A 25736-nucleotide genomic window follows, 5' to 3' on the forward strand; every position below is an offset into this window, starting at 1 on the left:
TTGTCGTACGTATGCCCACACAAACTGCTTTCTGAATGATCAGTGGAATTTTAGGATCCAGGATCTGGGTTTATTTCAGATCAATAAACTCGGGTCTGTAGCTCAGTTGGTTAGAGCGCACCCCTGATAAGGGTGAGGTCGGAAGTTCAAATCTTCCCAGACCCACCAATTTCGGGGCCATAGCTCAGTTGGGAGAGCATCTGCCTTGCAAGCAGAGGGTCGGCGGTTCGACTCCGCCTGGCTCCATAGAGTTTTACTTAAGCTAGCGTGCTTGGCCTTTTCCTTTTTAGATCGAGTGTTTTTATTTAGGTTATACTCTGTTAGTTATAGGTTGTACTCTATGGATATGAATTACTTTCGTAATTTTATTTAAAAATAAAATTAGATTTAAAATATTAACTTCCGTTTGTTTTTTGCCACATATCTTTCTTTTTTAAGGTATGAATGGTTAAAACCCTGTCAAAGCTTAAGCGAAGCAGGGAGCTCTTTAAAAATTCGGTGAAAAAAGTAAAGGCGCCAATTTAGGTATTCTATGTTGTTATTATTATTAACTATAAGGTAATTCTGAAATCATTCAGGGTTACATAGTCAAGTGAATTAAGTGCATATGGTGGATGCCTTGGCAGTAAGAGGCGATGAAGGGCGTAGTAACTTGCGATAAGCTTCGGGGAGCTGGTAAACAAGCAATGATCCGGAGATTTCCGAATGGGGAAACCCATCCCGCACCCAAATTGGTTTTAGGATTTGGGTAATTTATTTAAGACTGATTTGGGTGCGGGATATTGTGTGCTGAATTCATAGGCACGCAAGGCGAACCTGGAGAACTGAAACATCTAAGTATCCAGAGGAAAAGAAATCAACCGAGATTCCGCTAGTAGTGGCGAGCGAAAGCGGAACAGCCCAGTTACTAAATCGTTATTAGCTTTAGCAAAATGTTCTGGAAAGTTCAGTCATAGTAGGTGATAGCCCTGTATGCAAAAGAGCTAATAGCGTGGGTAACGAAGAGTAGGTCGGGACACGTGGTATCTTGACTGAATATGGGGGGACCATCCTCCAAGGCTAAATACTCCTTACTGACCGATAGTGAACTTAGTACCGTGAGGGAAAGGTGAAAAGAACCCCGGCGAGGGGAGTGAAATAGAATCTGAAACCGTATGTATACAAGCAGTCAGAGCCCCACACCTAAATCACTTTGGAACTTGAAACAGAAAGTGATTTAGGTGTGGGGTGATGGCGTACCTTTTGTATAATGGGTCAGCGACTTACTTGTTGTAGCGAGCTTAACCGTATAGGGGAGGCGTAGGGAAACCGAGTCTGAAACTGGCGTTTAGTTGCAATAAGTAGACCCGAAACCGGGCGATCTATTCATGACCAGGGTGAAGGTCAGGTAACACTGACTGGAGGCCCGAACCCACTACTGTTGAAAAAGTAGGGGATGAGTTGTGGATAGGAGTGAAAGGCTAATCAAGCTCGGAGATAGCTGGTTCTCCTCGAAAGCTATTTAGGTAGCGTCTCGTATATGACTCTTGGGGGTAGAGCTACTGTTTCGGCTAGGGGGCCTTACCGGCCTACCAAACCGAGGCAAACTCCGAATACCAAGAAGTTTTAGTATCGGGAGACACACTGCGGGTGATAAGGTCCGTGGTGAAAAGGGAAACAGCCCAGACCGCCAGCTAAGGTCCCAAAATCACAGTTAAGTGGAAAACGATGTGGGAAGTCTTAGACAACCAGGAGGTTGGCTTAGAAGCAGCCATCCTTTAAAGAAAGCGTAATAGCTCACTGGTCGAGTCGTCCTGCGCGGAAGATTTAACGGGGCTTAAACTGTGTACCGAAGCTGCGGAGCTCTTTAATTAGAGCTGGTAGAGGAGCGTTCTGTAAGCCTGCGAAGATGAATCGAAAGGTTTGTTGGAGGTATCAGAAGTGCGAATGCTGACATGAGTAACGATAATGTGGGTGAAAAACCTACACGCCGAAAGTCCAAGGTTTCCTGCGCAACGCTAATCGGCGCAGGGTGAGTCGGCCCCTAAGGTGAGGCAGAAATGCGTAGTCGATGGGAAACAGGTTAATATTCCTGTACTTTACAATACTGCGATGGGAGGACGGAGAAGGTTAAGTCAGCCACCCGATGGTTGTGGTGGGTTTAAGTGCGTAGGAAAGGTTCTTTGGCAAATCCGGGAACCCAATTCTGAGACATGATGACGAAGCATGATTTGTTTCATGCGAAGTGACTGATACCACGCTTCCAGGAAAAGTCCCTAAGCTCCAGGTACTGTAAAACCGTACCCCAAACCGACACAGGTGGACAGGTAGAGAATACTAAGGCGTTTGAGAGAACTTGGGTGAAGGAACTAGGCAAAATGACACCGTAACTTCGGGAGAAGGTGTGCCCTTGGTAAGTGAAAGTCTTCGCGACTGGAGCTAAAGAGGGTTGCAGATAACAGGTGGCTGCGACTGTTTAATAAAAACACAGCACTCTGCAAACTCGTAAGAGGACGTATAGGGTGTGACGCCTGCCCGGTGCCGGAAGGTTAAGTGATGGGGTTAGCCTCCAGAAGGCGAAGCTCTGGATTGAAGCCCCGGTAAACGGCGGCCGTAACTATAACGGTCCTAAGGTAGCGAAATTCCTTGTCGGGTAAGTTCCGACCTGCACGAATGGCGTAACGATGGCCACGCTGTCTCCACCCAAGACTCAGTGAAATTGAAATCGCTGTGAAGATGCAGCGTACCCGCGGCTAGACGGAAAGACCCCGTGAACCTTTACTATAGCTTTATACTGAACTTTAAATATATCTGTGTAGGATAGGTGGGAGGCTTTGAAGTTAGGGCGCTAGCTCTAATGGAGCCGCCCTTGAAATACCACCCTGGTATGTTCGAGGTTCTAACCTTAGCCCGTTATCCGGGTTGGGGACAGTGTATGGTGGGTAGTTTGACTGGGGCGGTCTCCTCCAAAAGAGTAACGGAGGAGTACAAAGGTACCCTCAGCACGGTCGGAAATCGTGCATTGTGTGCAAAGGCATAAGGGTGCTTGACTGTGAGACTAACAAGTCGAGCAGGTACGAAAGTAGGTCTTAGTGATCCGGTGGTCCTTTATGGAAAGGCCATCGCTCAACGGATAAAAGGTACTCCGGGGATAACAGGCTGATACCACCCAAGAGTTCATATCGACGGTGGTGTTTGGCACCTCGATGTCGGCTCATCACATCCTGGGGCTGTAGCCGGTCCCAAGGGTATGGCTGTTCGCCATTTAAAGTGGTACGTGAGCTGGGTTTAGAACGTCGTGAGACAGTTCGGTCCCTATCTGCCGTGGGCGTTGGAGATTTGAGAGGAGCTGCTCCTAGTACGAGAGGACCGGAGTGGACGTACCTCTGGTGTTCCGGTTGTCACGCCAGTGGCATTGCCGGGTAGCTAAGTATGGACGGGATAACTGCTGAAAGCATCTAAGCGGGAAGCCCCCCTCAAGATAAGATCTCCCGGGCCCCCCAATAAATAAAAGGGCCCCTAAAGATTCGTTGAAGACTACAACGTTGATAGGCAGGATGTGGAAGCTCAGTAATGAGTGTAGCTAACCTGTACTAATTAATCGTGTGGCTTGACTATGCAACCCTAAATGGTTTCTTAAGCCTTTACTAGATTTTATCGGTTTCCTGGCGGCTATAGCGAGCGGGTCCCACCTGAAATCCCATTCCGAACTCAGAAGTGAAAACGTTCAGCGCCGATGATAGTGTGGTTATTCCCATGCGAAAGTAGGTCACTGCCAGGTTTTTTTTAAATTTAATTTTTACACGAAGCATATAATGCGAAGAGCGATTTTCCTTTATTACGCTATCTTTGATAATCATATGGTTTAGCTTTAGCACAGAGATACAAATAAATTAGGATAGTGATTTTTATAAATTAAATTGATTGGTGTTTCAACAGATTGATTGGTATTTCCAATTACGCGATAGTTGTTGCGTATTGGATTTTACATTTGTTGTGCTTTACTGACTCTTTTATACCATCTATAATTCTTTGGAAACCCTTGAATATCCTTGTAAAAAGAAATAAGTACACTAACTCGGGTCTTCAAAAAACTGTCTTTGAAAAACCTTTTACAATATTGCTAAAGCAGTTTGATCATTTATGCTAGCTTTCAGGACTCGTTTAATAAATTTTTCTGAGCTTGTCCACTGCAACCTTTTAATATTTAGTTTTCTTTATCTTGGAATATAGAACTATAAGTGGTATAAAAATAGGTCAAAATTAAATAAATTCTAAATTATTTCTCAGCACACAACGGATAGGTACTTAAATTGACTTGGTTGGATCTTTGTCTTTTTTCCCTAACAATCCTCGAGTAGAGAAAGAGACTACACTGAATAAATCATTTTTTGGAATCAAAAAAATCTCAGTATTTTATTCATTAGAAAATTTTCGTAGCTACTGAAAAGTTTTATAGGAACTTGCCTGATCCTATTAATCTGCAATTTGATGTGAGTAAAATACATTTTTCGAACCCAGATTTGGATCTACTCCTCTACTATTACTGTAAAATAGCTATAACAAAACTAAGAACGATAACGTTAAATATAAGAACGATGTGCAAAGTTTGATATCCCTAAAATTTTATAATGCCAGCCGGCTGTAAACTTAAGCTTTGATAACTGTTTTTTTCAGTTAATCATTTAGATATTTTCCAATAATGTTGGGAAAACTTTATAGATTGAACTTTTAAGGTATTAAAAATACGTAGTGTAATAAAATAAGTGATAATCAGATAACTATCCTTCACTAGTTTAATTATATAAGAAACTCTAAAAATTGACGAAGAATTGGGAACTGCGATAATAGAATCTGCCTATAATTAACCTCTTAGTTTGTTGCTTGTCGTGAGATTGAATAATAAATAACGTGATGGATGGTAATTTTAAGCAATTGGAGTTAACTTCATATTTGCAATTTACGCGTGAAGAATGGTGCAATTTTTTCCAAGATACTCTACTCACCTTGACAGAAGATGATCTTGACAAACTACATAATCAAATAGAAATAGTCTCATTAAAAGAAATTGAGGAAATTTATTTACCTCTTGCTCGATTATTGAGTTTTTACGTTACTGAACGACAGACATTATACTATGCGACAAGTCAATTTTTAGGTAAATTGAAACCCAAGGTTCCTTACCTTATTGGGATTTCTGGAAGTGTAGCTGTAGGCAAAAGTACGACATCTCAAGTATTAAAAGGCTTATTATCATGCTGGCCAGATCATCCTAATGTGGAAATTATTACGACCGATAGCTTTTTATATTCTAATGCTCAATTAGAACGTCAAGGACTTATGGATCGAAAAGGATTTCCGGAAAGCTACGATATGCCATACTTATTGCGAATTTTAAACGCGATTAAATTAGGAAAACGCAAAGTATCGATCCCTGTTTATTCTCACCATTATTACGGCGTCATTCCTAATGAATATGAAACCGTTGATCAACCCGATATTGTCATTTTTGAGGGATTGAATATTCTACAAACTTTTAAAAAAAAATCGGATTGCTTATTTTTTTCTAATTTTTTTGATTTCTCTTTGATTATAGATGCTAAAATTGAAATTATTAAAAATTGGTACATTGATCGAGTTTTAAGTTTTTGGCGCGGACCTTTTAAATCGCCGGATGCTTATTTTCATTATTTAACTGCTCTCTCTGAAAGAGAAGTTGTTCAGTTTGCCAAAAAAATATGGCGAAGAATTAATGAAGTAAATTTTCTTGAAAATATCTTGCCCTTCAAAAATCGCGCTCAATTAATTTTAGAAAAAATGGACAATCATTCAGTTCAAAGAGTTTATTTGAGAAAAACTTGGACAGAACTATAAACTAAAAATCAATTAGCTAAAAACATTACGACAATTACAAGGTCGAAAAAGTTTCTTTATTTACGCAACTTTTTTTGAGGATAATGATTGAAGACTTACTGAAAAGATAAAGTTCCTCTATCACTTATTTTAAGTGATAGAGGAACAAGATACTTATTTATTCAGTGATAAAATTTATCAACTAAAATGCAATTTTTTATTTAGTACTTTCTATGAGAATTGAATAAAGAAGGTAAAAATCATCTTACCTTAATATTAAAAGATACTACTGTTAAGATACAAAAACTAAACTTGTTCTTTGAGAATTAAATTATACTATCAGATTCAGAAAGAAAATTGTTGTGCTATCAAACCCGTCAAGAATTTAAGTAATTATTTTATACCTTAAATTGCACAAGCTTCATCCTCACTTTAATTATACCGCTAAGGAAAAAGCAAAAAAAAAGAATCACCAGCGGCTTTCGTCAAGTGAAAGTAAAGAAAAGGTTTTAAACTTTTGAGTTTCTTCTAAATTAGACAGTACCGTTAATGATTTCTGTCCATAATTACGCTATTTTGTGTCATTAAGGATATGTCATCTTATTCGGTAGTGACTGTTATCAAATCATCCCGTTATAAATTAACGAAGAGATGATGATCAAGAGGATTCTGGAAAATAGAAAAGTATAAAAATTAGATTCAAGGCTCACCTTCAAAAAAATTTATATTGATTTTAACTTTTAATGTACGAGATCATAACATAATATATTAGTTCACAGTAAGGGGGGGGATATCTTAACTAGTAGAAAAAGACGCTGTTGTATATCCTATATCCACCATGAAAAATTCAGAGCAAATTATACGCACGCGATTTGCGCCTAGCCCCACTGGTTATCTCCACATTGGAGGTGCGAGAACAGCCCTGTTTAGTTGGCTATTTGCGAAGCAACGTCAGGGAACTTTCATTTTACGTATCGAAGATACCGATATAGGACGTTCAATGCAAGCTTCCGTGGATGCAATTTTAGAAGGTTTGCGGTGGTTACAAATTGATTGGGACGAAGGACCCTATTTCCAATCCCAACGGATGGAGCGTTACCAAGAAGTTATTCAATATTTAGTAAAGAAAGGAAAAGCTTATCCATGCTATTGTTCTAAAGAGCGACTCACTGAATTGCACAATACGCAATTAAAAAACAAACAAAAACCACGTTATGATAGATTTTGTAGAGATAAACAATCTAGTGCTCATAATGCAAGTGATCCTTTTGTGATGCGTTTTCGCAATCCTATAGAAGGTACGGTAGTTTTTGATGATATGATTCATGGAACAATCTCCATTACAAACAGCGAATTAGATGACCTCATTATTGTGCGTAGTGATGGTACACCAACTTACAACTTTACCGTGGTGATAGATGATTGGGATATGAAAATTACCCATGTTATTCGTGGTGATGATCACATCAACAATACACCTCGTCAAATTAATATATTGAATGCATTGGATGCTGATTTACCTCGGTATGCCCATGTTCCTATGATTTTAGGACTCGATGGTAAACGCTTATCAAAAAGACATGGGGCTGTAAGTGTTTTACAATATTGGGATGATGGTTTTTTACCCGATGCATTGATTAATTACTTAGTGAGATTAAGTTGGGCATATGGTAATCAGGAAATATTTTCACGCGAGGAAATGATCAATCTATTTAATATCAATGTCGTTAGCCACTCTCCAGCCACATTTAATCCAAAAAAGCTACTGTGGCTTAATCAACATTATTTGAAAAATCAGAATCCTATGTTAATAATGAATGCATTTGCTGCGCAATTAATTAAGCTAGGAATTGATTATCAAAGAGGACCTGCATTAGAACAAGTAATTAGTCTACAAGCTGGGCGTACCAAAACATTGAAAGAAATGGCTGAACGTAGCCGGTATTTTTTTGAAGATACGATTGAATATGAGTCAAAAGCAGCTGAGAAATATTTACATCTGAAAATTGCTAAACCCTTACGATTGTTTCGAGATCGGTTAGCCCAACTTTTTAGTTGGGAGAAGGAACTTATCCATCAAACGATTATTGAGGTTTCTGAGGCTTACCAATTAAAACTGGGTCAACTTGCGCAGCCGATTCGTGTAGCTGTAACGGGAGATATAGTATCCCCACCAATTGATGCTACTCTATATTTAATAGGCCGAGATCTGGTACTTCATCGTTTAGATCGTGCAATTGATTTTCTGCAAATCCCAGTTTTTTTTAATAAAAAGCGAGCGAGGTTGCCTATATAATTCTTAATAATATAATTAATAATATAAAAATATAATTCTTAATAATATAAAAATAGAATCTGAGTTTATTCATGCTAATGCAACACAGCTCTCGGCTAATTTATGAGAAAATTAGCCGAGAGCTGTAGGGCTTAATAATCATTCTTAACCGGTTTATTAATTAGGAGAGGCTATCCAAATTTTCTGTTTCGATCCTATAAAATTTATTATTAAATAGTAGCAGCAATAGCTGTCATTATGTATTTTAATCACTAGTCTTATTTACTTTACTTTGTGTATTGCTAGATATGCAAATTAGGCTAGAAATGCTAATAAACCATTCAATAACATCTTGTGGATTTCTAATAGCATTTTCTTTAAGGTAAAAGTTTTACATCAATACTCAGTTTATTAAGTTCTTCTAATATTAATGTGTTATTGCACAATTCACGATTTCGGAATCATTAAAGAACATTCTACATGAGGAGTACTTTAAAAATACTCAGAGCGAGAGGTGCTTGAACAATTGTATGATTCCATAAATCAAATCTCAAATAATAAGGAAGATAACACATTCTAGTGTTTTGAAAAAATCCAGTGGAATGGACAGAATAATAAGAAAATGATGGAACTTTACGATCAACTATTCGAATTGATCACAGATTTTTACATAAATATTGTAAAGAATTTCAAAATTAAAAAATAGTTAATAGCAAAAATTATCTCGTTGTAAAATAAAAGATTAACGATCAAGCATTTAGAGATCCAATCAGTCATTTTATTTCAGTAAGACAACAAATATTAAGCTTGATGAAGCGTTTGATTGTTATTTAGATAATCATCTATAACCAAGGCTTTGAAGAAAAATAAAACCATCCAATCAGATAAAAAGTACCTATTTATAGGTTAAAAATCAGGACAGATTTATTAAATCTAGCAGACAAATTAAAAAATGAATTCTTACATCGCATAAGTTCTACTAAACTAACTTGATTGAGGAACATAACCTGAGATATGGGAAGAGCAATCGAACTTTTAAAACTGAAAATACAACTTCAAAACCATTTAGAAACTCTTTATCTAATCGAGAAAAAAGCACTTTCCTAAAAGTGATACTGAGTTGAGATAGAATGTTATTTATAGAAATCACCCCATCTTGACTCTGATTAAAAGTATCGTTACGGTTACGTGTTAGAGAAACAGAAAATGAAATGAGATGCAGTGCGCATAGAAGAAAATCAAAGATAATACGAAGACAGTATGGAGAAAATTAAGAAAGTTTTGCTGGCGTAGCTTAGTAAGGTAGAGCAGCTGATTTGTAATCAGCAGGTCGTAGGTTCAAATCCTATCGCCAGCTTTATAATATTTATATAAATCGGTGATCTATACATGAGATATAAGTTAAAAAATTGTACCCGAGAGACCTCCCCATTTTAATGGGAAGGTGAGGGAGATAAGAAGAAGTTTTAGAATTTCTTTCTCTTTGATTATGCCACATGACAACAGTACACATGTGAGTGCTTCTGAGTAAAGATTTACCGAGTACTCACCGGCGTGAAAACAACCGCAGTAAGTTTAAGAATAAATTAATAAAATCTAAATACAACATAAGAGCACCATTGATGGTAACTTTCTGTTGTTGGTTTTCCGTGAAATCTTCATTGATTTGAAAGTAAGTGCATTTAATTCTTTGAGTATCGTAAGCAGTAAGACCTGAAAAAACGATAACACCGATAGCCGCAATAGTAAGTTGCATGGTATTCAAATACAGGCTCGGTAAAAAGAAAGCAAGAAGAAAGATACCAACCATTCCAAATAAGCCCATGACACAAAAAGTCCCGAGAGGACCCAAATCTCGCTTTGTAGTATAACCAAACACACTCAAACCTAAAAACGCTACACTCGTAACGGCAAAAGCGTCAAAAATATTTTGTTTCGTGTAAGTAAATAAAATAACGCTTAGGGTAATTCCTGTTAAAATGGTATAGAGTATATAAATCAATGTGGCTACGGCAGCCGTAAGCTTTTTGTTTATCGATGTAAGTCCAATAACTGCTGAAAGTTGGGCAATAATTAAACAAAAAAACAATCCTGGTGTGTGAGTGATTTTGTAAAACACCTCACTATGCGAGAACAAGTAATAAGCCACACTAGCTGACAGGGATAGACCTAACACCATCCACAGATAAACTTTACTCATGAATTGAGCAACAGAACCGTTTTGAATGCGACTTTGGATTTGCTGATACGTATTCATGGAGTTTTGCATAGAACACACCTCATCTGAAAAATAGTACTAGAATGATTGTACAGGAATTATTATTCTGGTGCAATCTGAATGGCCTGTTTTAGATACAGTTAGGCTTTATTTGAGCGTTAGCTAAAACGGGAATCATTAGTCAATTAGTCTTAGATTAAGTTCTATTTTAAAGTATAGAGATACTCTTATTGACAATTGCTTTCTCAATTTCCAAGTCTTTTTATTTTCCTGCTTTATGATATTTTCTGAAAGACGTATCTACCCCATCATAAAAACATCATTCTCCTGTTTCTCAAGAGTAATAGTGTAGCCGCTCCAATCTGTGAGAAACTTAGTTGAAGTTATAAAATTACCCGTAGAAATATTTCAGGTCGTTTTTTTCTTAAATTTAGGGATTAATACACTTTAGTGTAATAACCCTATCTCCATAGTTAATAATGAGCTTTCTTTCTGTCTAATCTTTCGGATAGACTAACAAATCAAACAAGAATCTAAGTTAGTAATGATTAGTAATGAAATGAAGTGAGTAAATTTAGATGCATGATAATATAAATAGAAATAAGCCTTGGAAAACTATTGTAAGAAAACCCTCTTTAAAAGAAGGAGAAGTACATATTTGGCGAACATTTTTAGATTGGCCTATTGAAGCAATCAAAAAAGGGTTGGCCAACTTATCTATGGAAGAAAAGGCACGCGTGAAACGTTTAGTGAATAATCAGCATCGATGCTATTACATCGCTTCTCATGCAGCATTACGTGCTATTTTAACTCTATATCTACCTGTACTAAGTGCTCTACGATTTCATTATAATGATTACGGAAAACCTTATCTACTGAACAATCCTTCTTTATATTTTAATCTTTCAGACTCTCATAAAATCGCTCTTTACGCAATTACGGTGAATCGGGAAGTAGGTGTCGATATTGAATCGATGAAAAGTAGTATTCATATTAAAAATATTGCAGAGCGTTTTTTTTCTCCTAACGAAAATTTAGCTTGCAATTATAACAAACTTCCTAAGGATCAATATGTAGAAGATTTTTATCGAATTTGGACTTTGAAAGAAGCTTATGTCAAAGTTATTGGCCAGGGCTTGTCATTTGGTCTTAATCGATTTACTACGAATGTTAACACAGATAATATTAAAAGGGATGGACTTCTTGACGTTGATGAGGATGCTAACGTAGCTAAGCGGTGGGCATTATGTTCGATACCAAGTGCACCAGGCTATATGGCTGCTTTAGCAACAGAAGGCCCTATTAAAAAAATTCATTACTTTGCCTGGTCACCTACTCATTAAATAAACAAAATAATAATTGATTGGTGAAATATAGGTAGTCGGGAGAAATTTCTTTATCGGCTGGTTGACATCTGCTATTTTGTTACGCACAATACCACGCTTAATTTTCAAGCAATTTATGGTGCTTAAAGCTAAGTGCTCGAGTATGATGATCTAACTCAAATTACTACTTGTATCTAGTTAAGCTTCAAGCCCTAAATTTATTTAAGTTATAGTTAAAATGGTTAAATCAGAATAAGGATGTTCGCATGGATAGAAAGCGTTTGTTGGAGGGGTTCCCGAGTGGCCAAAGGGATCAGACTGTAAATCTGACGGCTATGCCTTCGTAGGTTCGAATCCTACCCCCTCCATCTCAGAGGACAGAGGACAGAGGACAGAGTAGTGACCATAGATATAGTAATGATAATGCTAACACCAATGCTAATACTAGTGTAATCGTCACGAAGCAATACGTATCATCTGTCCTTTGTAAGCGGGTGTAGTTCAATGGTAGAACTTCAGCCTTCCAAGCTGATAGTGTGGGTCCGATTCCCATCACCCGCTCTGCCCACATAGCTCAGGTGGCAGAGCACTTCCTTGGTAAGGAAGAGGTTCACCGGTTCAAATCCGGTTGTGGGCTCCAGACTATGATTATTCTATTATTAGGATATCAAAATTCTATTTTTAGAATATTGTCTACAAAAGTGGATTTTTTTAAAGTAAAGAGTTTTTTTTCGGAGGTCATTTTTTATGTCTAAGGAAAAATTTGTGAGAGAGAAGCCGCATTTAAATGTAGGGACAATTGGTCATGTAGATCATGGTAAGACGACGTTAACGGCGGCATTAACAAAGGTGTTATCAGAGAAATTCGGAGGGGAAGCGCGGGCGTTTGATCAAATAGATAATGCACCGGAAGAGCGGGCACGGGGGATTACAATAGCAACATCGCATGTAGAATATCAAAGTGATAAGCGTCACTATGCACATGTTGATTGTCCAGGCCATGCGGATTATGTGAAAAACATGATTACGGGAGCAGCACAGATGGACGGAGCAATATTGGTAGTAAGTGCAGCAGATGGCCCAATGCCGCAGACTCGAGAACATATTGTGTTGGCAAAGCAGGTAGGAGTACCTGCGATAGCGGTGTTTTTAAACAAGGCAGACATGGTGGATGACAAAGAATTGTTAGAATTAGTAGAAATGGAAGTGAGGGATTTATTGACGAGTTATGATTTTCCAGGGGATAAGACACCGATTGTAGTAGGTTCAGCCTTGAAAGCCTTAGAAGGAGATAATGGAGAGTTAGGGGTTCCAGCGATATTAAAGTTAGTAAAGACGATAGATGAGTATTTCGATGAACCGGAACGAGAGAAAAATAAGCCATTTTTAATGCCGATTGAAGATGTGTTTTCAATATCAGGACGGGGGACAGTAGTAACAGGACGCATTGAGCGAGGGATTGTCAAAGTAGGTGATGAAATTGAGATTATGGGGATCAAGGCGACGACGAAGACGACGTGCACAGGTGTAGAAATGTTTCGTAGGTTATTGGACGAAGGTCAGGCAGGAGATAATGTTGGAGTATTGTTGAGAGGGACAAAGCGAGAAGAGGTTGAGCGTGGACAAGTATTGGCGAAGCCTGGAACAATTACGCCGCACACAATGTTTGAAGCAGAGATTTATGTATTATCAAAGGAAGAAGGAGGTCGGCATACGCCCTTTTTAAAAGGCTATCGACCACAGTTTTATTTTCGTACGACGGACGTGACGGGAGAGGTATTGAGTCTACCTGAAGATGTTGAAATGGTGATGCCAGGAGATAACGTGAAGGTAACGGTGAAATTAATAGCACCGGTAGCAATGAACGAAGGGTTACGATTTGCGGTTCGCGAAGGTGGACGTACCGTTGGAGCTGGTGTCGTAACAAAAATTATTGAGTAATTGAAGTGAGAAGTAAAGCTATTGAGATGACAAAGTAAGGGCCAGTAGCTTAATTGGTAGAGCAGCGGTCTCCAAAACCGAAGGTTTGGGGGTTCAATTCCCTCCTGGCCTGCTAAGTGGTAGATCCAAAAAAAAATGGTAGGCCCAAAAATTAAAATGTGAGATAAGTAGTAATTATGGCCCAACAAAATGCAATACAAAACACTAAGTCGTCGTGGTCCGACGCTTTAAAGTGGTTTCTAGTTATCCTCCTATTTGCGCTAGGATTAGCAGCTAATTTTTATTACAGTCACGTTGTCGTCGCAGTTCGTGCCGCCGTTGGAATCGTGCTCACTACTTTAGCTTTAATCATTGCTTCTCAAACTCAAAGAGGTCAAAAAACTTTGGGTTTCATAAGGAGCTCTCGTATAGAACTACATAAGGTTGTTTGGCCCACTCGTCAGGAGACTGTTCAAACCATGTTAGTAGTCGTGGTTATGGTCATAGTGACAGCACTTATTCTATGGGGTCTCGATAGCTTTTTTATGTGGGCTATCTCTTGGATGACTGGGCAAAGAAGGGTAATTTAATGACTGAAGAAAAAAAACGCTGGTATGTTCTTCATGTTTATTCAGCTCATGAGAGTTACGTTGCCAAGATACTAAATGAACATATCCGAAGAGAAGGACTAGAAGATCATTTTGGTGAAATAATTGTGCCTACTGAAGAAGTGATAGAAATGCGAGCAGGGCGTAAGTGTAAAAGCCAGCGTAAGTTTTTTCCGGGTTATGTCTTAGTACAAATGGTGATGAATGACAAAACGTTGCTTTTAGTTCGAAATGTTCCCAAGGTATTGCGTTTTATTGGAACCGAACGGCCAGCTTCTATTAGTGATGAGGAAGCAGCAAAAATTTTACAACGCGTTGAAGAAGGTGAAATAAAGCCAAAACCCAAGGTCCTCTTTGAACCTGGCGAAGTAGTAAGAGTTATCGAAGGGCCATTCGCTGATTTCAATGGAGTAGTGGAGGATGTCAGTTACGAAAAGAGCCGACTGCGAGTGTCGGTTAGTATTTTTGGACGTTCTACCCCAGTGGAATTAGAATTTGGACAAGTAGAGAAAAATTAGGAGCATAGTTGAATAAAACTATGTAATAATTGATTGGGAATTAAATAAGGAACTTGCATCTACTAAAAAAAGAAAAGGAGAAGAATATGGCGAAAAAAGTAAGTAGTTACATTCGTTTACAAGTTAAAGCAGGTGAAGCGAATCCAAGTCCACCAGTTGGTCCTGCTTTGGGACAACGCGGCATTAATATCATGGAGTTTTGTAAATTATTTAATGAAAAAACTCAAAACATTGAGAAGGGCTTACCCATTCCTGTAATTATTACAGTGTATTCCGATCGCAGTTTTTCTTTTATTACTAAAACACCTCCAACTTCTATCTTGCTGAAAAAACTAGTATTGAAAGGGAAAAGCGGTAGTTCTCGACCCAAAACAGAGAAAGTTGGAAAAGTAACGCTTACACAATTGGAAGAGATTGCCAAAATGAAAACACCTGATCTCACCGCGACTGATTTCAATGCTGCTGTACGTACTATTGCCGGGACTGCGCGTAGTATGGGTATTGATGTAGAGAGGTAGCATAATAATGCCAAAGCTCACAAAAAGACAAAAATTAACGGCAGAAAAAGTACAGCCTGGAAAGGTCTATCCTATAAAAGAAGCTCTTAAGTTAATTAAGGCCTGTGCAACTACAAAATTTAAAGAAAGCATTGAGGTGGCTATTAATCTTGACGTTGATTCACGCAAATCGGATCAGTCAGTCCGTGGAGCTACCATATTACCCTATGGAACTGGAAAAAACGTGAGAGTGGCCGTCTTTACCCAAGGTGATCAGGCAAATAAAGCTAAAGAAGCTGGCGCTGACATTGTTGGAACAGATGATTTAGTTGCACAGATCCAATTTGGAAATATTAATTTCGATTTGGTAATCGCCACTCCTGAGACAATGAGAATAGTTGGAAAATTAGGTCAAATCTTAGGTCCACGTGGCTTAATGCCTAATCTTAAAGACGGAACTGTGACTGCCGATGTGGTAACAGCAGTTAAGAATGCTAAACTTGGACAAGTTCGCTACCGTACTGACAAAAATGGTATTATTCACTGCGCTATTGGGAAAGTTGATTTTGAAGAAAAAGCGCTAGAAGAAAATTTATTAGTTTTGTTGTCTGATATTAAGAGAAAAAAACCAAGCTTTGTCAAAGGGACGTATTTAAAGAAATTAACCATATCAAGCACGATGGGGCCAGGCATTATGGTGGGCCGGCCAGATTTCACAATAGGATAAATACTTCATCCTAGTTAGCTAGCCTCTTTAAATAAGGAGATGTAGTGAAAAGTAAGATTCGTAGAGTGTCATTCTTGATATTCAACCGTCGGAGGACTTTGGATGCTAATACCTAAAAAACTCAGGCACTAATTAAAAAAAGTTACTCATGCAGCAGACGGTGGCCTTCTCAAAGGTTGTCACTGAAAGGTAAAAATAGCAAAATTTACCTAAACATAGAACTGTTTTTTATTATATTTAGAGAATAATTGGAGAAGAGATAGTGGTTTTAAATCTCGAACAGAAAAAGGCAATTGTCGCAGAATTATTAAACATCACTCGTCAAGCAATTTCGGTGGTAGTTGCGGATTATCGTGGATTAACCGTCTCAGAAATTTCGGAATTGCGAAAAGCAGCTCGTAGTAGCGCTGGTGAGGTAACCATGCGAGTATACCGTAACACACTTACGCGTCGTGCATTTAAAAAGACGCCCTATGCTTGTCTTAATAAAGTTTTGATAGGCCCTGCCATACTGTTCTTTTCACGCGATGAACCGGGCGCTGCTGCTCGTTTAATTACAAACTTTATTAAGAAGCACGAACAACTAAAAGTAAAAGCATTAGCGTTAGGGGGAAAGTTACTACCGGCAAATAAATTAAAAGCTTTCTCTCAACTCCCTTCGCGTAAAGAAGCTTTAAGTCAATTAGCAATTGTTCTGCTAGCCCCGGTGACTAAATTTGCTCGTACGATTCATGAGCCGGTAATTCAGGTTATTCGTTTAATAGTTACGATTCAAGATCAAAAGAAAGCGGCGTAAAAAATTGATTTAACTTTTTGTGGAGTAAATAATTATGACTCAAATGACAAAAGAAGATATTTTAGAAGCAGTGTCCAGTATGACTGTGATGGACGTTGTCGATTTAGTAAAAATGATGGAAGAAAAATTTGGTGTTTCGGCTCAATCAGTATCGGCTTTTACAGGATCTATACCAAGTGGGGGCAGCGAAGCTGCTGTGACAGAAGAAAAAACTGAATTTAATGTAAAAATGATTAGTTTTGGTGATAGCAAAATTGGCGTTATTAAAGTAATTCGTGGCATTACTGGCCTTGGTTTAAGGGAAGCTAAAGATCTTGTTGAATCTGTTCCAAATATTGTTAAAGAAGGTGTTAACAAAGAAGAAGCTGAAAAAATTAAAAAGGAACTGGAAGCGGCAGGTGCTAAAATTGAGTTCGAGTAATGATCTGACGGAAAGCTAACCGATATTCCTGCCAACCCCCGTTTTTACAAAAAAAAGATCCGAAGAATTGGAATGTTTTTGTTTCAAAAACTTGGATTCTTGTTTAAGAAAGAGCTGCATAGAAAACGGGTAGGCGACGTATTTACTTAATTTAAAAATAATGAGGTGTGTTCATGGGGCAAGCGAATGTTAGAAAAAGGAATTCGGATGCAATCTCTTATACCGAGAAAAAGCGCGCGCGTGTCAACTTAGGAAAACGCGAAGTTGAAGTGTTAAAAATGCCTTATTTATTGGAAACACAAATAGAATTTTATCGTGCTTTTTTGCAAAAGGATATTGCTCCCAAAAATCGGAAAGATACAGGTTTGCATGCCGCATTCAAATCCGTATTTCCTATTTCCAGTTATTCCGGTCACGCGGAATTAGAATACGTCAGTTATAGCTTAGAAGAAAAGCCTATCTTCGACGTAGGAGAATGTAAGTTACGAGGATTAACTTATGCTACTCCTTTGAAGGTGAGAATGCGCTTATTAATTTACGATAAGAATGATAATTTGCCTGCAGATAAAAAAACCATTAAGGACATCAAAGAACAAGAAGTTTACATGGGTGAAATTCCATTAATGACAGAGACGGGGAGTCTCATAATTAATGGGACTGAACGAGTGGTTGTTTCTCAATTACATCGATCTCCCGGAGTTTTCTTTGAGCACGACAAAGGAAAGACCCATTCTTCCAGAAAATTATTATATTCGGCCCGAATTATTCCTTATCGCGGTTCATGGTTAGACTTTGAGTTTGATCCCAAAGATTACTTATTTGCGCGAATTGATCGACGTCGTAAATTACCAGCGACGGTGATTTTAAGAGCTTTAGGTTATGGTACCGAACAAATTCTCGGCATATTTTATAAGATGAATACTTTTCGTCTTAACAAAAAAGGAGGAGAAAATATCACTTTAGAATTAGTGCCGCAGCGATTACGTGGTGAATTAGCAGCAGTGACAATAAAAGATAAAAAAGGGAAAATAATTGTTGAAGCCAATCGTCGAATTTCAGCCCGACATATTCGTTTGATTGAAAAAGCTAGAATTAGCGAACTTGAGCTGCCTGATGAATATTTATATGGTAAAGTCATTAGCGAGCCTATCTTTAATAAAGAAAACGGGGAAGTGATTGCTCAGGCTAATGAAATTATTACAGCAGATTTATTAAGGAAATTACGGGCTCAAAATATTTCTTCGTTACGTACGTTGTATATTAATGAAATTGAATGTGGGCCTTATATTTCCGATACTTTAAGGTTAGACAATACTAATAATCAGTTAGAAGCTTTAGTAGAAATTTATCGCATTATGCGTCCAGGTGAACCACCAACCAAAGAAGCTGCTGAAAGCTTATTCGAAAATTTGTTTTTTTCGCCAGGGCGTTATAATTTATCCTCTGTAGGTCGAATGAAATTCAACCGTCGAGTCGGACGGAGAGAATTGACAGGATCAGGAATTCTATCTAAAGAAGATATTATAGATGCGTTGCGCGTTCTTGTTGACATTCGAGATGGTAAAGGCGAAGTAGATGATATTGACCATTTAGGAAATCGTCGCATACGTAGTGTAGGTGAAATGGCCGAAAATCAATTTCGGATTGGGTTAGTTCGTGTTGAAAGGGCTGTAAAGGATAGATTAAGTTTGGTAGATATTGAAAACTTGATGCCCCAAGATCTAGTAAATGCAAAACCTGTGTCAGCAGCGATGAAAGAATTTTTTGGTTCAAGTCAATTGTCGCAATTTATGGATCAAAATAATCCATTATCTGAAATAACCCATAAGCGCAGGGTATCTGCTTTAGGTCCGGGTGGACTAACGCGTGAACGAGCAGGTTTTGAAGTGCGGGATGTGCATCCCACTCATTATGGGCGAGTCTGCCCTATTGAGACCCCTGAAGGGCCAAATATTGGTTTAATTAATTCATTAGCAGTATTTGCTAGAGCAAATGAATATGGCTTTTTAGAAACACCATATCGAAAAGTGGTTGATGGAGTAGTTACTGATGAAACGGAATATTTATCAGCGATTGAAGAAGGCGATTATTATATCGCGCAAGCAAATACCAATGTTAATAAAAATGGTCATATGATAGATGAATTAATTTCATGTCGTTATAAAGGTGAATTTACCTTAACCACACCAGATAAGGTAAACTATGTAGATGTTTCACCGCGACAAATCGTTTCTGTAGCTGCTGCCTTAATTCCTTTCCTAGAGCATGATGATGCTAATCGAGCGTTGATGGGTTCCAACATGCAACGTCAAGCAGTACCTACAATTCGACCAGAGACGCCTCTAGTGGGAACTGGAATGGAGAGAACTGTAGCTGTAGATTCTGGAGTAACTGTAGTTGCCAAACGCAACGGTATTGTGGATTCTGTTGATGCTGCACGCATCGTAGTTCGGGTAGATTTAGAGAAGGCGGATGAAGATGATATTGGTGTTGATATTTACAATTTGACTAAATTCACTCGTTCCAATCAAAACACCTGTATTAATCAATATCCTATTGTGGAAATCGGAGATCGTGTACAAAAAGGAGATGTGTTGGCCGATGGTCCTTCCACAGACATTGGTGAGCTAGCGTTAGGGCAGAATTTACTAGTAGCTTTTATGCCTTGGAATGGTTATAACTTTGAGGATTCCATTCTGATTTCCGAGCGATTAGTGGAAAAAGATCGATTCACGACAATCCATATCCAAGAATTTACCTGCATTGCCCGAGATACTAAATTAGGCCCAGAGGAAATTACAGCAGATATTCCGAATATCGGAGAGGGTGCATTAGTAAAATTAGATGAATCTGGCATTGTACATATTGGAGCTGAAGTAGGCCCAGGTGACATTCTAGTGGGTAAGGTAACTCCTAAAGGTGAAACCCAGCTTACACCGGAAGAAAAATTACTGCGAGCAATTTTTGGCGAAAAAGCATCAGACGTAAAAGACACTTCCTTGCGAGTTACTCCTGGAATTACCGGAACCGTTATTGATGTTCGTATTTTTACTCGTGAAGGGGTGAAAAAAGATGAACGTGCTTTAGAAATTGAAAAAGCGGAACTCATAAAAATGGAAAAAGATTTAAATGATCAGCTGCGTGTTCGTGAAGATGCTTTATTTGGAAACTTAGAAAAACTTCTTATCGATCAAGTAGTGATTGACGAACCACTTAAATTGGCAAAAAGCATAAAAATTAGTAAAGATTATTTGGTAGGGTTGTTACCCAGACAAAAGTGGTTTGAAATACGATTGCATGATAACGATGTGGCGAAACGCCTCGAGGCTGCGCATGAACACTATGAGGAACTTCATAAAGCACGTAACGAAAAGCTCAAAGATTTTCATCAGAAATTGACTCAAGGTGGTGATTTAGCGCCCGGTGTCATTAAGATAGTGAAGGTTTACTTAGCAGTTAAGCGCCGTATTCAACCCGGTGATAAAATGGCAGGACGCCATGGAAATAAAGGGGTTATCTCTACCATTGTTTCAGCAGAAGATATGCCTTATCTAGAAGATGGAACGCCGGTAGATATCGTGCTAAACCCTTTAGGGGTTCCTTCCCGAATGAATATTGGTCAAGTACTTGAAACCCACTTGGGGTGGGCTGCCAAGAGCTTAGGTATTAAAATTGGTGAGTTGATCGATCAAGGTACTAATGTAAAACAATTACGCGAAACTCTCAAGTCCATTTACGACTTGAGTAAGACACAGAAATTTAATCTAGAGGCTTTAAACGATAAAGAAATAACGATTTTAGCTGAGAATCTGAGAAAAGGCGTGCCTATAGCATCGCCAGTATTTGATGGAGCTACGGAAGAAGAAATAAAAAATTTATTAGAAATGGCGAACCTTCCCACTTCTGGACAAACTTATCTATACGATGGGCGAACCGGGAAAAAATTCGACCGAGCCGTCACTGTAGGTTACATGTATATGCTGAAGCTTAACCATTTAGTAGACGATAAGATGCACGCTCGTTCTACGGGTTCTTATAGTCTTGTAACCCAGCAACCTTTAGGTGGTAAAGCTCAATTTGGTGGACAGCGGTTTGGAGAAATGGAAGTCTGGGCATTGGAAGCTTATGGAGCAGCTTATACTCTGCAGGAAATGTTGACAGTGAAATCTGATGATGTCACTGGTCGTACTCGTATGTATAAAAATATTGTCGATGGTAATCACCAAATGGATGCTGGTATGCCAGAATCTTTCAACGTTCTGATAAAAGAAATCCGTTCGTTAGCTATTGATATTAATTTAGAAAATGATTAACGTTAATCAGGAGAACTGTCTTGAGAGACCTATTAAAACAGCTAAAAAGTGAAAAACACATAGCTGAATTCGATGCACTTCGCATCAGGCTGGCATCTCCAGAGGAGGTTCGATCGTGGTCATACAGTGAAGTGAAAAAACCTGAAACCATCAATTATCGAACCTTCAAACCTGAACGCGATGGTTTGTTCTGCGCTAAAATTTTCGGTCCTATTAAAGACTATGAGTGCTTATGTGGAAAATATAAACGCCTCAAGCATCGTGGCGTGATCTGTGAAAAGTGTGGAGTGGAAGTGACCTTGGCAAAAGTACGGCGAGATCGAATGGGTCACATCGAACTAGCTTCACCTGTAGCTCATATTTGGTATCTTAAATCATTACCTTCCCGTATTGGTTTACTGCTTGATATGACTCTGCGTGATATTGAACGCATTCTTTACTTTGAAGCATACGTAGTGGTAGATCCTGGAATGACAGAATTAGAGATGGGTCAATTACTTTCGGAAGAAGCTTACCTCGATGCATTAGAAGAATACGGTGATGAATTTACGGCGTTTATGGGTGCAGAAGCAATTCAACGACTGTTACAGGGTATTGATGTTTCTGTAGAGGTTGAAGCATTACGTACAGAAATATCAACCACTGCTTCCGAAACGAAACTGAAAAAGCTTACTAAGCGGCTTAAAGTCTTGAGCGCGTTTTTAGAATCCGGAAATAAGCCTGAGTGGATGATATTAACCGTATTGCCTGTTTTACCTCCAGACTTACGACCCTTGGTTCCATTAGATGGCGGGCGCTTTGCTACTTCCGATTTAAACGACCTGTATCGTCGAGTAATTAATCGAAATAATCGATTAAAACGTCTATTAGATCTCAATGCGCCTGATATTATTGTTCGTAATGAAAAACGAATGCTTCAAGAAGCCGTAGATGCTTTGTTGGATAACGGACGCCATGGGCGATCTATTTTAGGGTCCAACCGACGACCTTTAAAGTCTTTAGCGGATATGATCAAAGGAAAATCCGGGCGTTTTCGTCAAAATCTTCTTGGTAAGCGTGTGGATTATTCAGGCCGTTCTGTTATCGTAGTAGGGCCGACTCTGAAACTCCATCAAGCTGGTTTGCCAAAGAAAATGGCATTGGAACTATTCAAACCATTTATCTTTAGTAAATTACAGCGACAAGGTTTAGCGACTACCATTAAAGCATCTAAAAAGATGGTGGAAAGTGAGGTTCCAGAAGTCTGGGATATCCTTGAAGAAGTTATTCGAGAGCATCCCATCTTGTTGAATCGAGCACCCACTTTGCATCGCTTAGGTATTCAAGCATTTGAGCCAGTGTTGGTGGAAGGAAAAGCAATTCAATTACATCCACTCGTTTGTACGGCTTACAACGCGGACTTTGACGGAGACCAAATGGCTGTACACATCCCTTTAACTTTAGAATCACAGTTGGAGGCGCGTTCATTAATGATGTCTACCAACAATGTTCTACACCCTGCGAACGGCGAACCGATTATTGTTCCTACTCATGACGTGGTGTTAGGCCTTTACTATATTACTCGAGATCGTGTGAATGCAAAAGGCGAGGGAATGAAATTTGCAGACACGGATGAAGTGGTTCGTGCTTACGAAAATGAGCAAGTGGATTTACATGCATGTATAGATGTTCGAATTAAAGAGAGCATTTTTGACGAGGTAGACAATGTAAGGGAGAGTGAATGCCTAATTACCACCGCTGTGGGACGAGTTTTGTTATGGCAGATTGTTCCTAAAGGGCTACCTTTTGCGCTAATTAATCAACCAATGACTAAAAAAGCAGTTACAAAATTATTGGATATTTGCTATCGAAATTTAGGTCTTAAAACCACCGTCATTTTTGCAGATAATTTAATGTACTTAGGCTTCCGTTATGCGACTTGCTCAGGTATTTCGATTGGTATAAACGATCTTGTAATTCCTGATGAAAAAGAAGCTATTATTTCTCGAGCTGAAGAAGAAGTGCAAGAAATTCAAAAACAGTATGCTTTTGGGTTAGTAACTTATGGTGAGCATCGCAATAAAGTAATTGATATCTGGTCACGAACTAATGATCAAGTCGCTAAAGCAATGCTGGGAAAAATCGCTATGGAAAAAGTAAAAGACGCTCAAGGAAAAGAAGTGATACAAAGCTCTTTTAATTCCATCTACATGATGTCTGATTCTGGAGCGCGTGGTTCTGCAGCGCAAATCCGTCAGTTAGCTGGGATGCGAGGTTTAATGGCAAGACCTGACGGTACCATTATCGAAACACCTATAACAGCTAATTTTCGCGAGGGGTTAAATGTTTTACAATACTTTATTTCTACTCATGGTGCTCGTAAGGGTTTGGCCGATACTGCTTTGAAGACAGCAAACTCAGGATATTTAACTCGACGGCTCGTTGATGTCGCTCAAGACTTGGTTGTCACCGAATATGATTGTAAGACCAATCAAGGCATCGAGATGATACCACACATCGATGGAGGTGATGTGGTAGAACCTCTCCGAGAGCGCGTTTTAGGACGAGTTTTGGCGAAACCGGTTATTGATTTTAAGTCCAAAAAAGAGTTAATAGCCGAAGGTATTCTTCTAGACGAAAAATTAGTCGACGTCTTGGAAGAACACAGCGTAGATCAAGTCATGGTACGCTCAGCAATTACCTGTGAGACAGCTTATGGTATTTGTTCAATGTGCTATGGACGTGATCTTGCCCGTGGACATATAGTAAATGTGGGAGAAGCCATTGGCGTGATAGCGGCCCAATCGATTGGTGAACCAGGAACTCAATTAACTATGCGAACATTTCACATGGGTGGTGCTGCTTCTCGAGCAACTACTGCTAATAGCATCGAAGTAAAATCTGCTGGGAAAATTAAGTTACATAATTTAAAAACAGTTGAACAAGCTAACGGTAATTTAGTTGCGGTCTCCCGTTCAGGAGAATTAGTGATACAAAATCCTCAAGGCGGGGGGCGTGAACATTATAAGGTTCCATATGGCGCAACTATTAGTGTACGTAATGGTGATTTTGTGAAATTTGGACAAATGGTGGCTCAATGGGATCCTCACACCCATCCCATTATCACTGAAGTAGCAGGTACTTTATGTTTTGTTGATTTAGTAGATGGTGTGACCATGAATCGACAGACAGACGAGTTGACAGGTCTTAGCAGTATCGTAGTAACCTCCACTAAACAACGCACTATCGGGGGTAAAGAGCTTCGTCCAATGGTTAAACTTATAGATAAAAATAATAACGATCTCTTTTTATCGAGTGGTAAAGTCCCTGCGCATTACTTCTTACCGGAAGGGACTATTCTTACCAAAGAAGATGGTTCTACAGTCCAAATTGGTGATGTACTTGCACGTATTCCTCAAGAAACTTCAAAAACGCGAGATATTACAGGAGGATTACCAAGAGTGGCTGATCTTTTCGAAGCTCGCCGGCCAAAAGATGCTGCTATTTTAGCTGAAATTTCTGGGGTAGTGAGTTTTGGTAAGGATACTAAAGATAAAGGTCGTTTAATTATTACCGCCCAAGATGGTACTACTCGCGAAGAACTTATTCCAAAATGGCGTCACGTAAGTGTTTTTGAAGGTGAAACAGTAGAAAAAGGTGAAGTAATCGCAGACGGTCCTCCGGACCCACACGACATCTTACGCTTATTGGGAATAAATGCAATGGCGAACTATATCGTTAATGAAGTACAGGAAGTCTATAGGTTACAAGGGGTAAAAATTAACGATAAACATATCGAAGTGATCATCCGCCAGATGTTACGTAAAGTTAAGATCGTCGATCCTGGTGAGACAGAATTTCTGAAAGATGAACAGGTAGAACGCCCACGTGTACGAGAGCAGAATGAAAAAATTGTTCAAAAAGATGGCTGCGTGGCAAGAGTAGAACCCATTTTGCTGGGAATCACGAAGGCTTCTTTAGCTACCGAATCTTTTGTCTCAGCCGCATCTTTCCAAGAAACGACTCGCGTATTGACAGCTGCTTCTGTAGGTGGTAAACGCGATGATCTTCGAGGACTCAAAGAGAACGTGATTGTTGGACGACTAATTCCTGCTGGAACGGGATTTAGTTATCATCAAGAACGTCGGCATAAAAAGGGAAAAGAAAAAGGAATCAAAGAGGAAAAAGGTGTGACTGTCAGTGAGGCCGAACAAGCTTTGAGCGCAGCGTTCAAATCTAAAGAAACGAAGTAGAACAAAGATAAACTTCAGATGCCATAGTGATCGCCTTATTCCATGCCTCGATTT

General features: G+C 38.9%; 13 protein-coding genes, 7 tRNA genes and 2 rRNA genes. 21 read left to right on the plus strand and 1 reads right to left on the minus strand.

Annotation, left to right across the window (positions count from 1 at the left end; genetic code table 11):
* The first annotated feature begins 91 nt into the window (after positions 1-91).
* The 7 genes from ONG85_RS01710 (at position 92) to ONG85_RS01740 (ending at position 9464) form a co-directional block, all read left to right on the plus strand.
* Positions 92-168, plus strand: a tRNA-Ile gene (locus tag ONG85_RS01710).
* Between the two features lie 5 nt (positions 169-173).
* Positions 174-246: transfer RNA gene (locus tag ONG85_RS01715), tRNA-Ala, on the plus strand.
* A 340-nt stretch (positions 247-586) separates the two neighbouring features.
* A 23S ribosomal RNA gene (locus ONG85_RS01720) occupies positions 587-3597 on the plus strand.
* A gap of 46 nt (positions 3598-3643) precedes the next feature.
* Positions 3644-3760, plus strand: a 5S ribosomal RNA gene (gene rrf / locus ONG85_RS01725).
* Positions 3761-4893: 1133 nt separating this feature from the next.
* A complete protein-coding gene (coaA, locus tag ONG85_RS01730) occupies positions 4894-5853 on the plus strand; it encodes a type I pantothenate kinase (RefSeq protein ID WP_264435219.1) in 960 nt (319 codons plus the stop codon).
* An 817-nt stretch (positions 5854-6670) separates the two neighbouring features.
* The gene (gene gltX / locus ONG85_RS01735; RefSeq protein ID WP_264435220.1) at positions 6671-8128 is read left to right on the plus strand and encodes a glutamate--tRNA ligase; all 1458 of its coding nucleotides are present in this window, start codon (positions 6671-6673) and stop codon (positions 8126-8128) included.
* A 1262-nt stretch (positions 8129-9390) separates the two neighbouring features.
* A tRNA-Thr gene (locus tag ONG85_RS01740) sits at positions 9391-9464 on the plus strand.
* Positions 9465-9653: 189 nt separating this feature from the next.
* Here ONG85_RS01740 and ONG85_RS01745 read toward each other — a convergent pair.
* Positions 9654-10376 carry a Bax inhibitor-1/YccA family protein gene (locus ONG85_RS01745; protein ID WP_264435221.1) on the minus strand — a complete coding sequence of 241 codons (723 nt, stop codon included), beginning with the start codon at positions 10374-10376 and terminating at the stop codon, positions 9654-9656.
* Between the two features lie 527 nt (positions 10377-10903).
* Between ONG85_RS01745 and ONG85_RS01750 the strand changes: the two genes are divergently transcribed.
* The 14 genes from ONG85_RS01750 (at position 10904) to rpoC (ending at position 25682) form a co-directional block, all read left to right on the plus strand.
* Entirely contained in the window at positions 10904-11668 is a 765-nt protein-coding gene (locus ONG85_RS01750) for a 4'-phosphopantetheinyl transferase family protein (RefSeq protein ID WP_264435222.1), read from the plus strand.
* A gap of 268 nt (positions 11669-11936) precedes the next feature.
* Positions 11937-12018, plus strand: a tRNA-Tyr gene (locus ONG85_RS01755).
* Between the two features lie 122 nt (positions 12019-12140).
* Positions 12141-12211, plus strand: a tRNA-Gly gene (locus tag ONG85_RS01760).
* Between the two features lie 2 nt (positions 12212-12213).
* Positions 12214-12290, plus strand: a tRNA-Thr gene (locus tag ONG85_RS01765).
* Positions 12291-12397: 107 nt separating this feature from the next.
* Entirely contained in the window at positions 12398-13591 is a 1194-nt protein-coding gene (gene tuf, locus ONG85_RS01770) for an elongation factor Tu (protein WP_264435223.1), read from the plus strand.
* 38 nt (positions 13592-13629) lie between these two features.
* A tRNA-Trp gene (locus ONG85_RS01775) sits at positions 13630-13703 on the plus strand.
* Positions 13704-13767: 64 nt separating this feature from the next.
* Positions 13768-14160 (plus strand): preprotein translocase subunit SecE, encoded by a 393-nt coding sequence (secE, locus tag ONG85_RS01780; protein ID WP_264435224.1) that lies wholly within the window; start codon positions 13768-13770, stop codon positions 14158-14160.
* A complete protein-coding gene (gene nusG, locus ONG85_RS01785; RefSeq protein ID WP_264435225.1) occupies positions 14160-14696 on the plus strand; it encodes a transcription termination/antitermination protein NusG in 537 nt (178 codons plus the stop codon). Before secE ends, nusG begins: the two co-directional genes overlap by 1 nt.
* Before the next feature lie 86 nt (positions 14697-14782).
* Entirely contained in the window at positions 14783-15214 is a 432-nt protein-coding gene (gene rplK, locus ONG85_RS01790; protein ID WP_264435227.1) for a 50S ribosomal protein L11, read from the plus strand.
* A gap of 4 nt (positions 15215-15218) precedes the next feature.
* On the plus strand, positions 15219-15920 hold the full coding sequence (gene rplA, locus ONG85_RS01795; protein ID WP_454706805.1) for a 50S ribosomal protein L1: 702 nt from the start codon (positions 15219-15221) through the stop codon (positions 15918-15920).
* 262 nt (positions 15921-16182) lie between these two features.
* Positions 16183-16716: a 50S ribosomal protein L10 gene (rplJ, locus tag ONG85_RS01800; RefSeq protein ID WP_264435230.1), complete on the plus strand. Its 534-nt coding sequence runs from the start codon at positions 16183-16185 to the stop codon at positions 16714-16716.
* Positions 16717-16750: 34 nt separating this feature from the next.
* Positions 16751-17137: a 50S ribosomal protein L7/L12 gene (gene rplL, locus ONG85_RS01805; protein ID WP_264435231.1), complete on the plus strand. Its 387-nt coding sequence runs from the start codon at positions 16751-16753 to the stop codon at positions 17135-17137.
* A gap of 167 nt (positions 17138-17304) precedes the next feature.
* A complete protein-coding gene (gene rpoB / locus ONG85_RS01810; protein WP_264435233.1) occupies positions 17305-21450 on the plus strand; it encodes a DNA-directed RNA polymerase subunit beta in 4146 nt (1381 codons plus the stop codon).
* Between the two features lie 20 nt (positions 21451-21470).
* Complete coding sequence (gene rpoC, locus ONG85_RS01815) at positions 21471-25682, plus strand: DNA-directed RNA polymerase subunit beta' (protein ID WP_264435234.1); 4212 nt, start codon at positions 21471-21473, stop codon at positions 25680-25682.
* Positions 25683-25736 lie beyond the last annotated feature (54 nt).

Source organism: Coxiella endosymbiont of Dermacentor marginatus (assembly GCF_907164955.1).
In the GTDB taxonomy this organism is placed as follows: domain Bacteria; phylum Pseudomonadota; class Gammaproteobacteria; order Coxiellales; family Coxiellaceae; genus Coxiella.

Bases quoted from the DNA above. Each gene is read 5' to 3' on its own strand.
- secE (WP_264435224.1), top strand. From the start codon at position 13,768: ATGGCCCAACAAAATGCAATACAAAACACTAAGTCGTCGTGGTCCGAC.
- rplL (WP_264435231.1), top strand. From the start codon at position 16,751: ATGACTCAAATGACAAAAGAAGATATTTTAGAAGCAGTGTCCAGTATG.
- coaA (WP_264435219.1), top strand. From the start codon at position 4,894: ATGGATGGTAATTTTAAGCAATTGGAGTTAACTTCATATTTGCAATTT.
- ONG85_RS01745 (WP_264435221.1), bottom strand. From the start codon at position 10,376: ATGCAAAACTCCATGAATACGTATCAGCAAATCCAAAGTCGCATTCAA.
- gltX (WP_264435220.1), top strand. From the start codon at position 6,671: ATGAAAAATTCAGAGCAAATTATACGCACGCGATTTGCGCCTAGCCCC.
- ONG85_RS01750 (WP_264435222.1), top strand. From the start codon at position 10,904: ATGCATGATAATATAAATAGAAATAAGCCTTGGAAAACTATTGTAAGA.
- tuf (WP_264435223.1), top strand. From the start codon at position 12,398: ATGTCTAAGGAAAAATTTGTGAGAGAGAAGCCGCATTTAAATGTAGGG.
- rplK (WP_264435227.1), top strand. From the start codon at position 14,783: ATGGCGAAAAAAGTAAGTAGTTACATTCGTTTACAAGTTAAAGCAGGT.
- nusG (WP_264435225.1), top strand. From the start codon at position 14,160: ATGACTGAAGAAAAAAAACGCTGGTATGTTCTTCATGTTTATTCAGCT.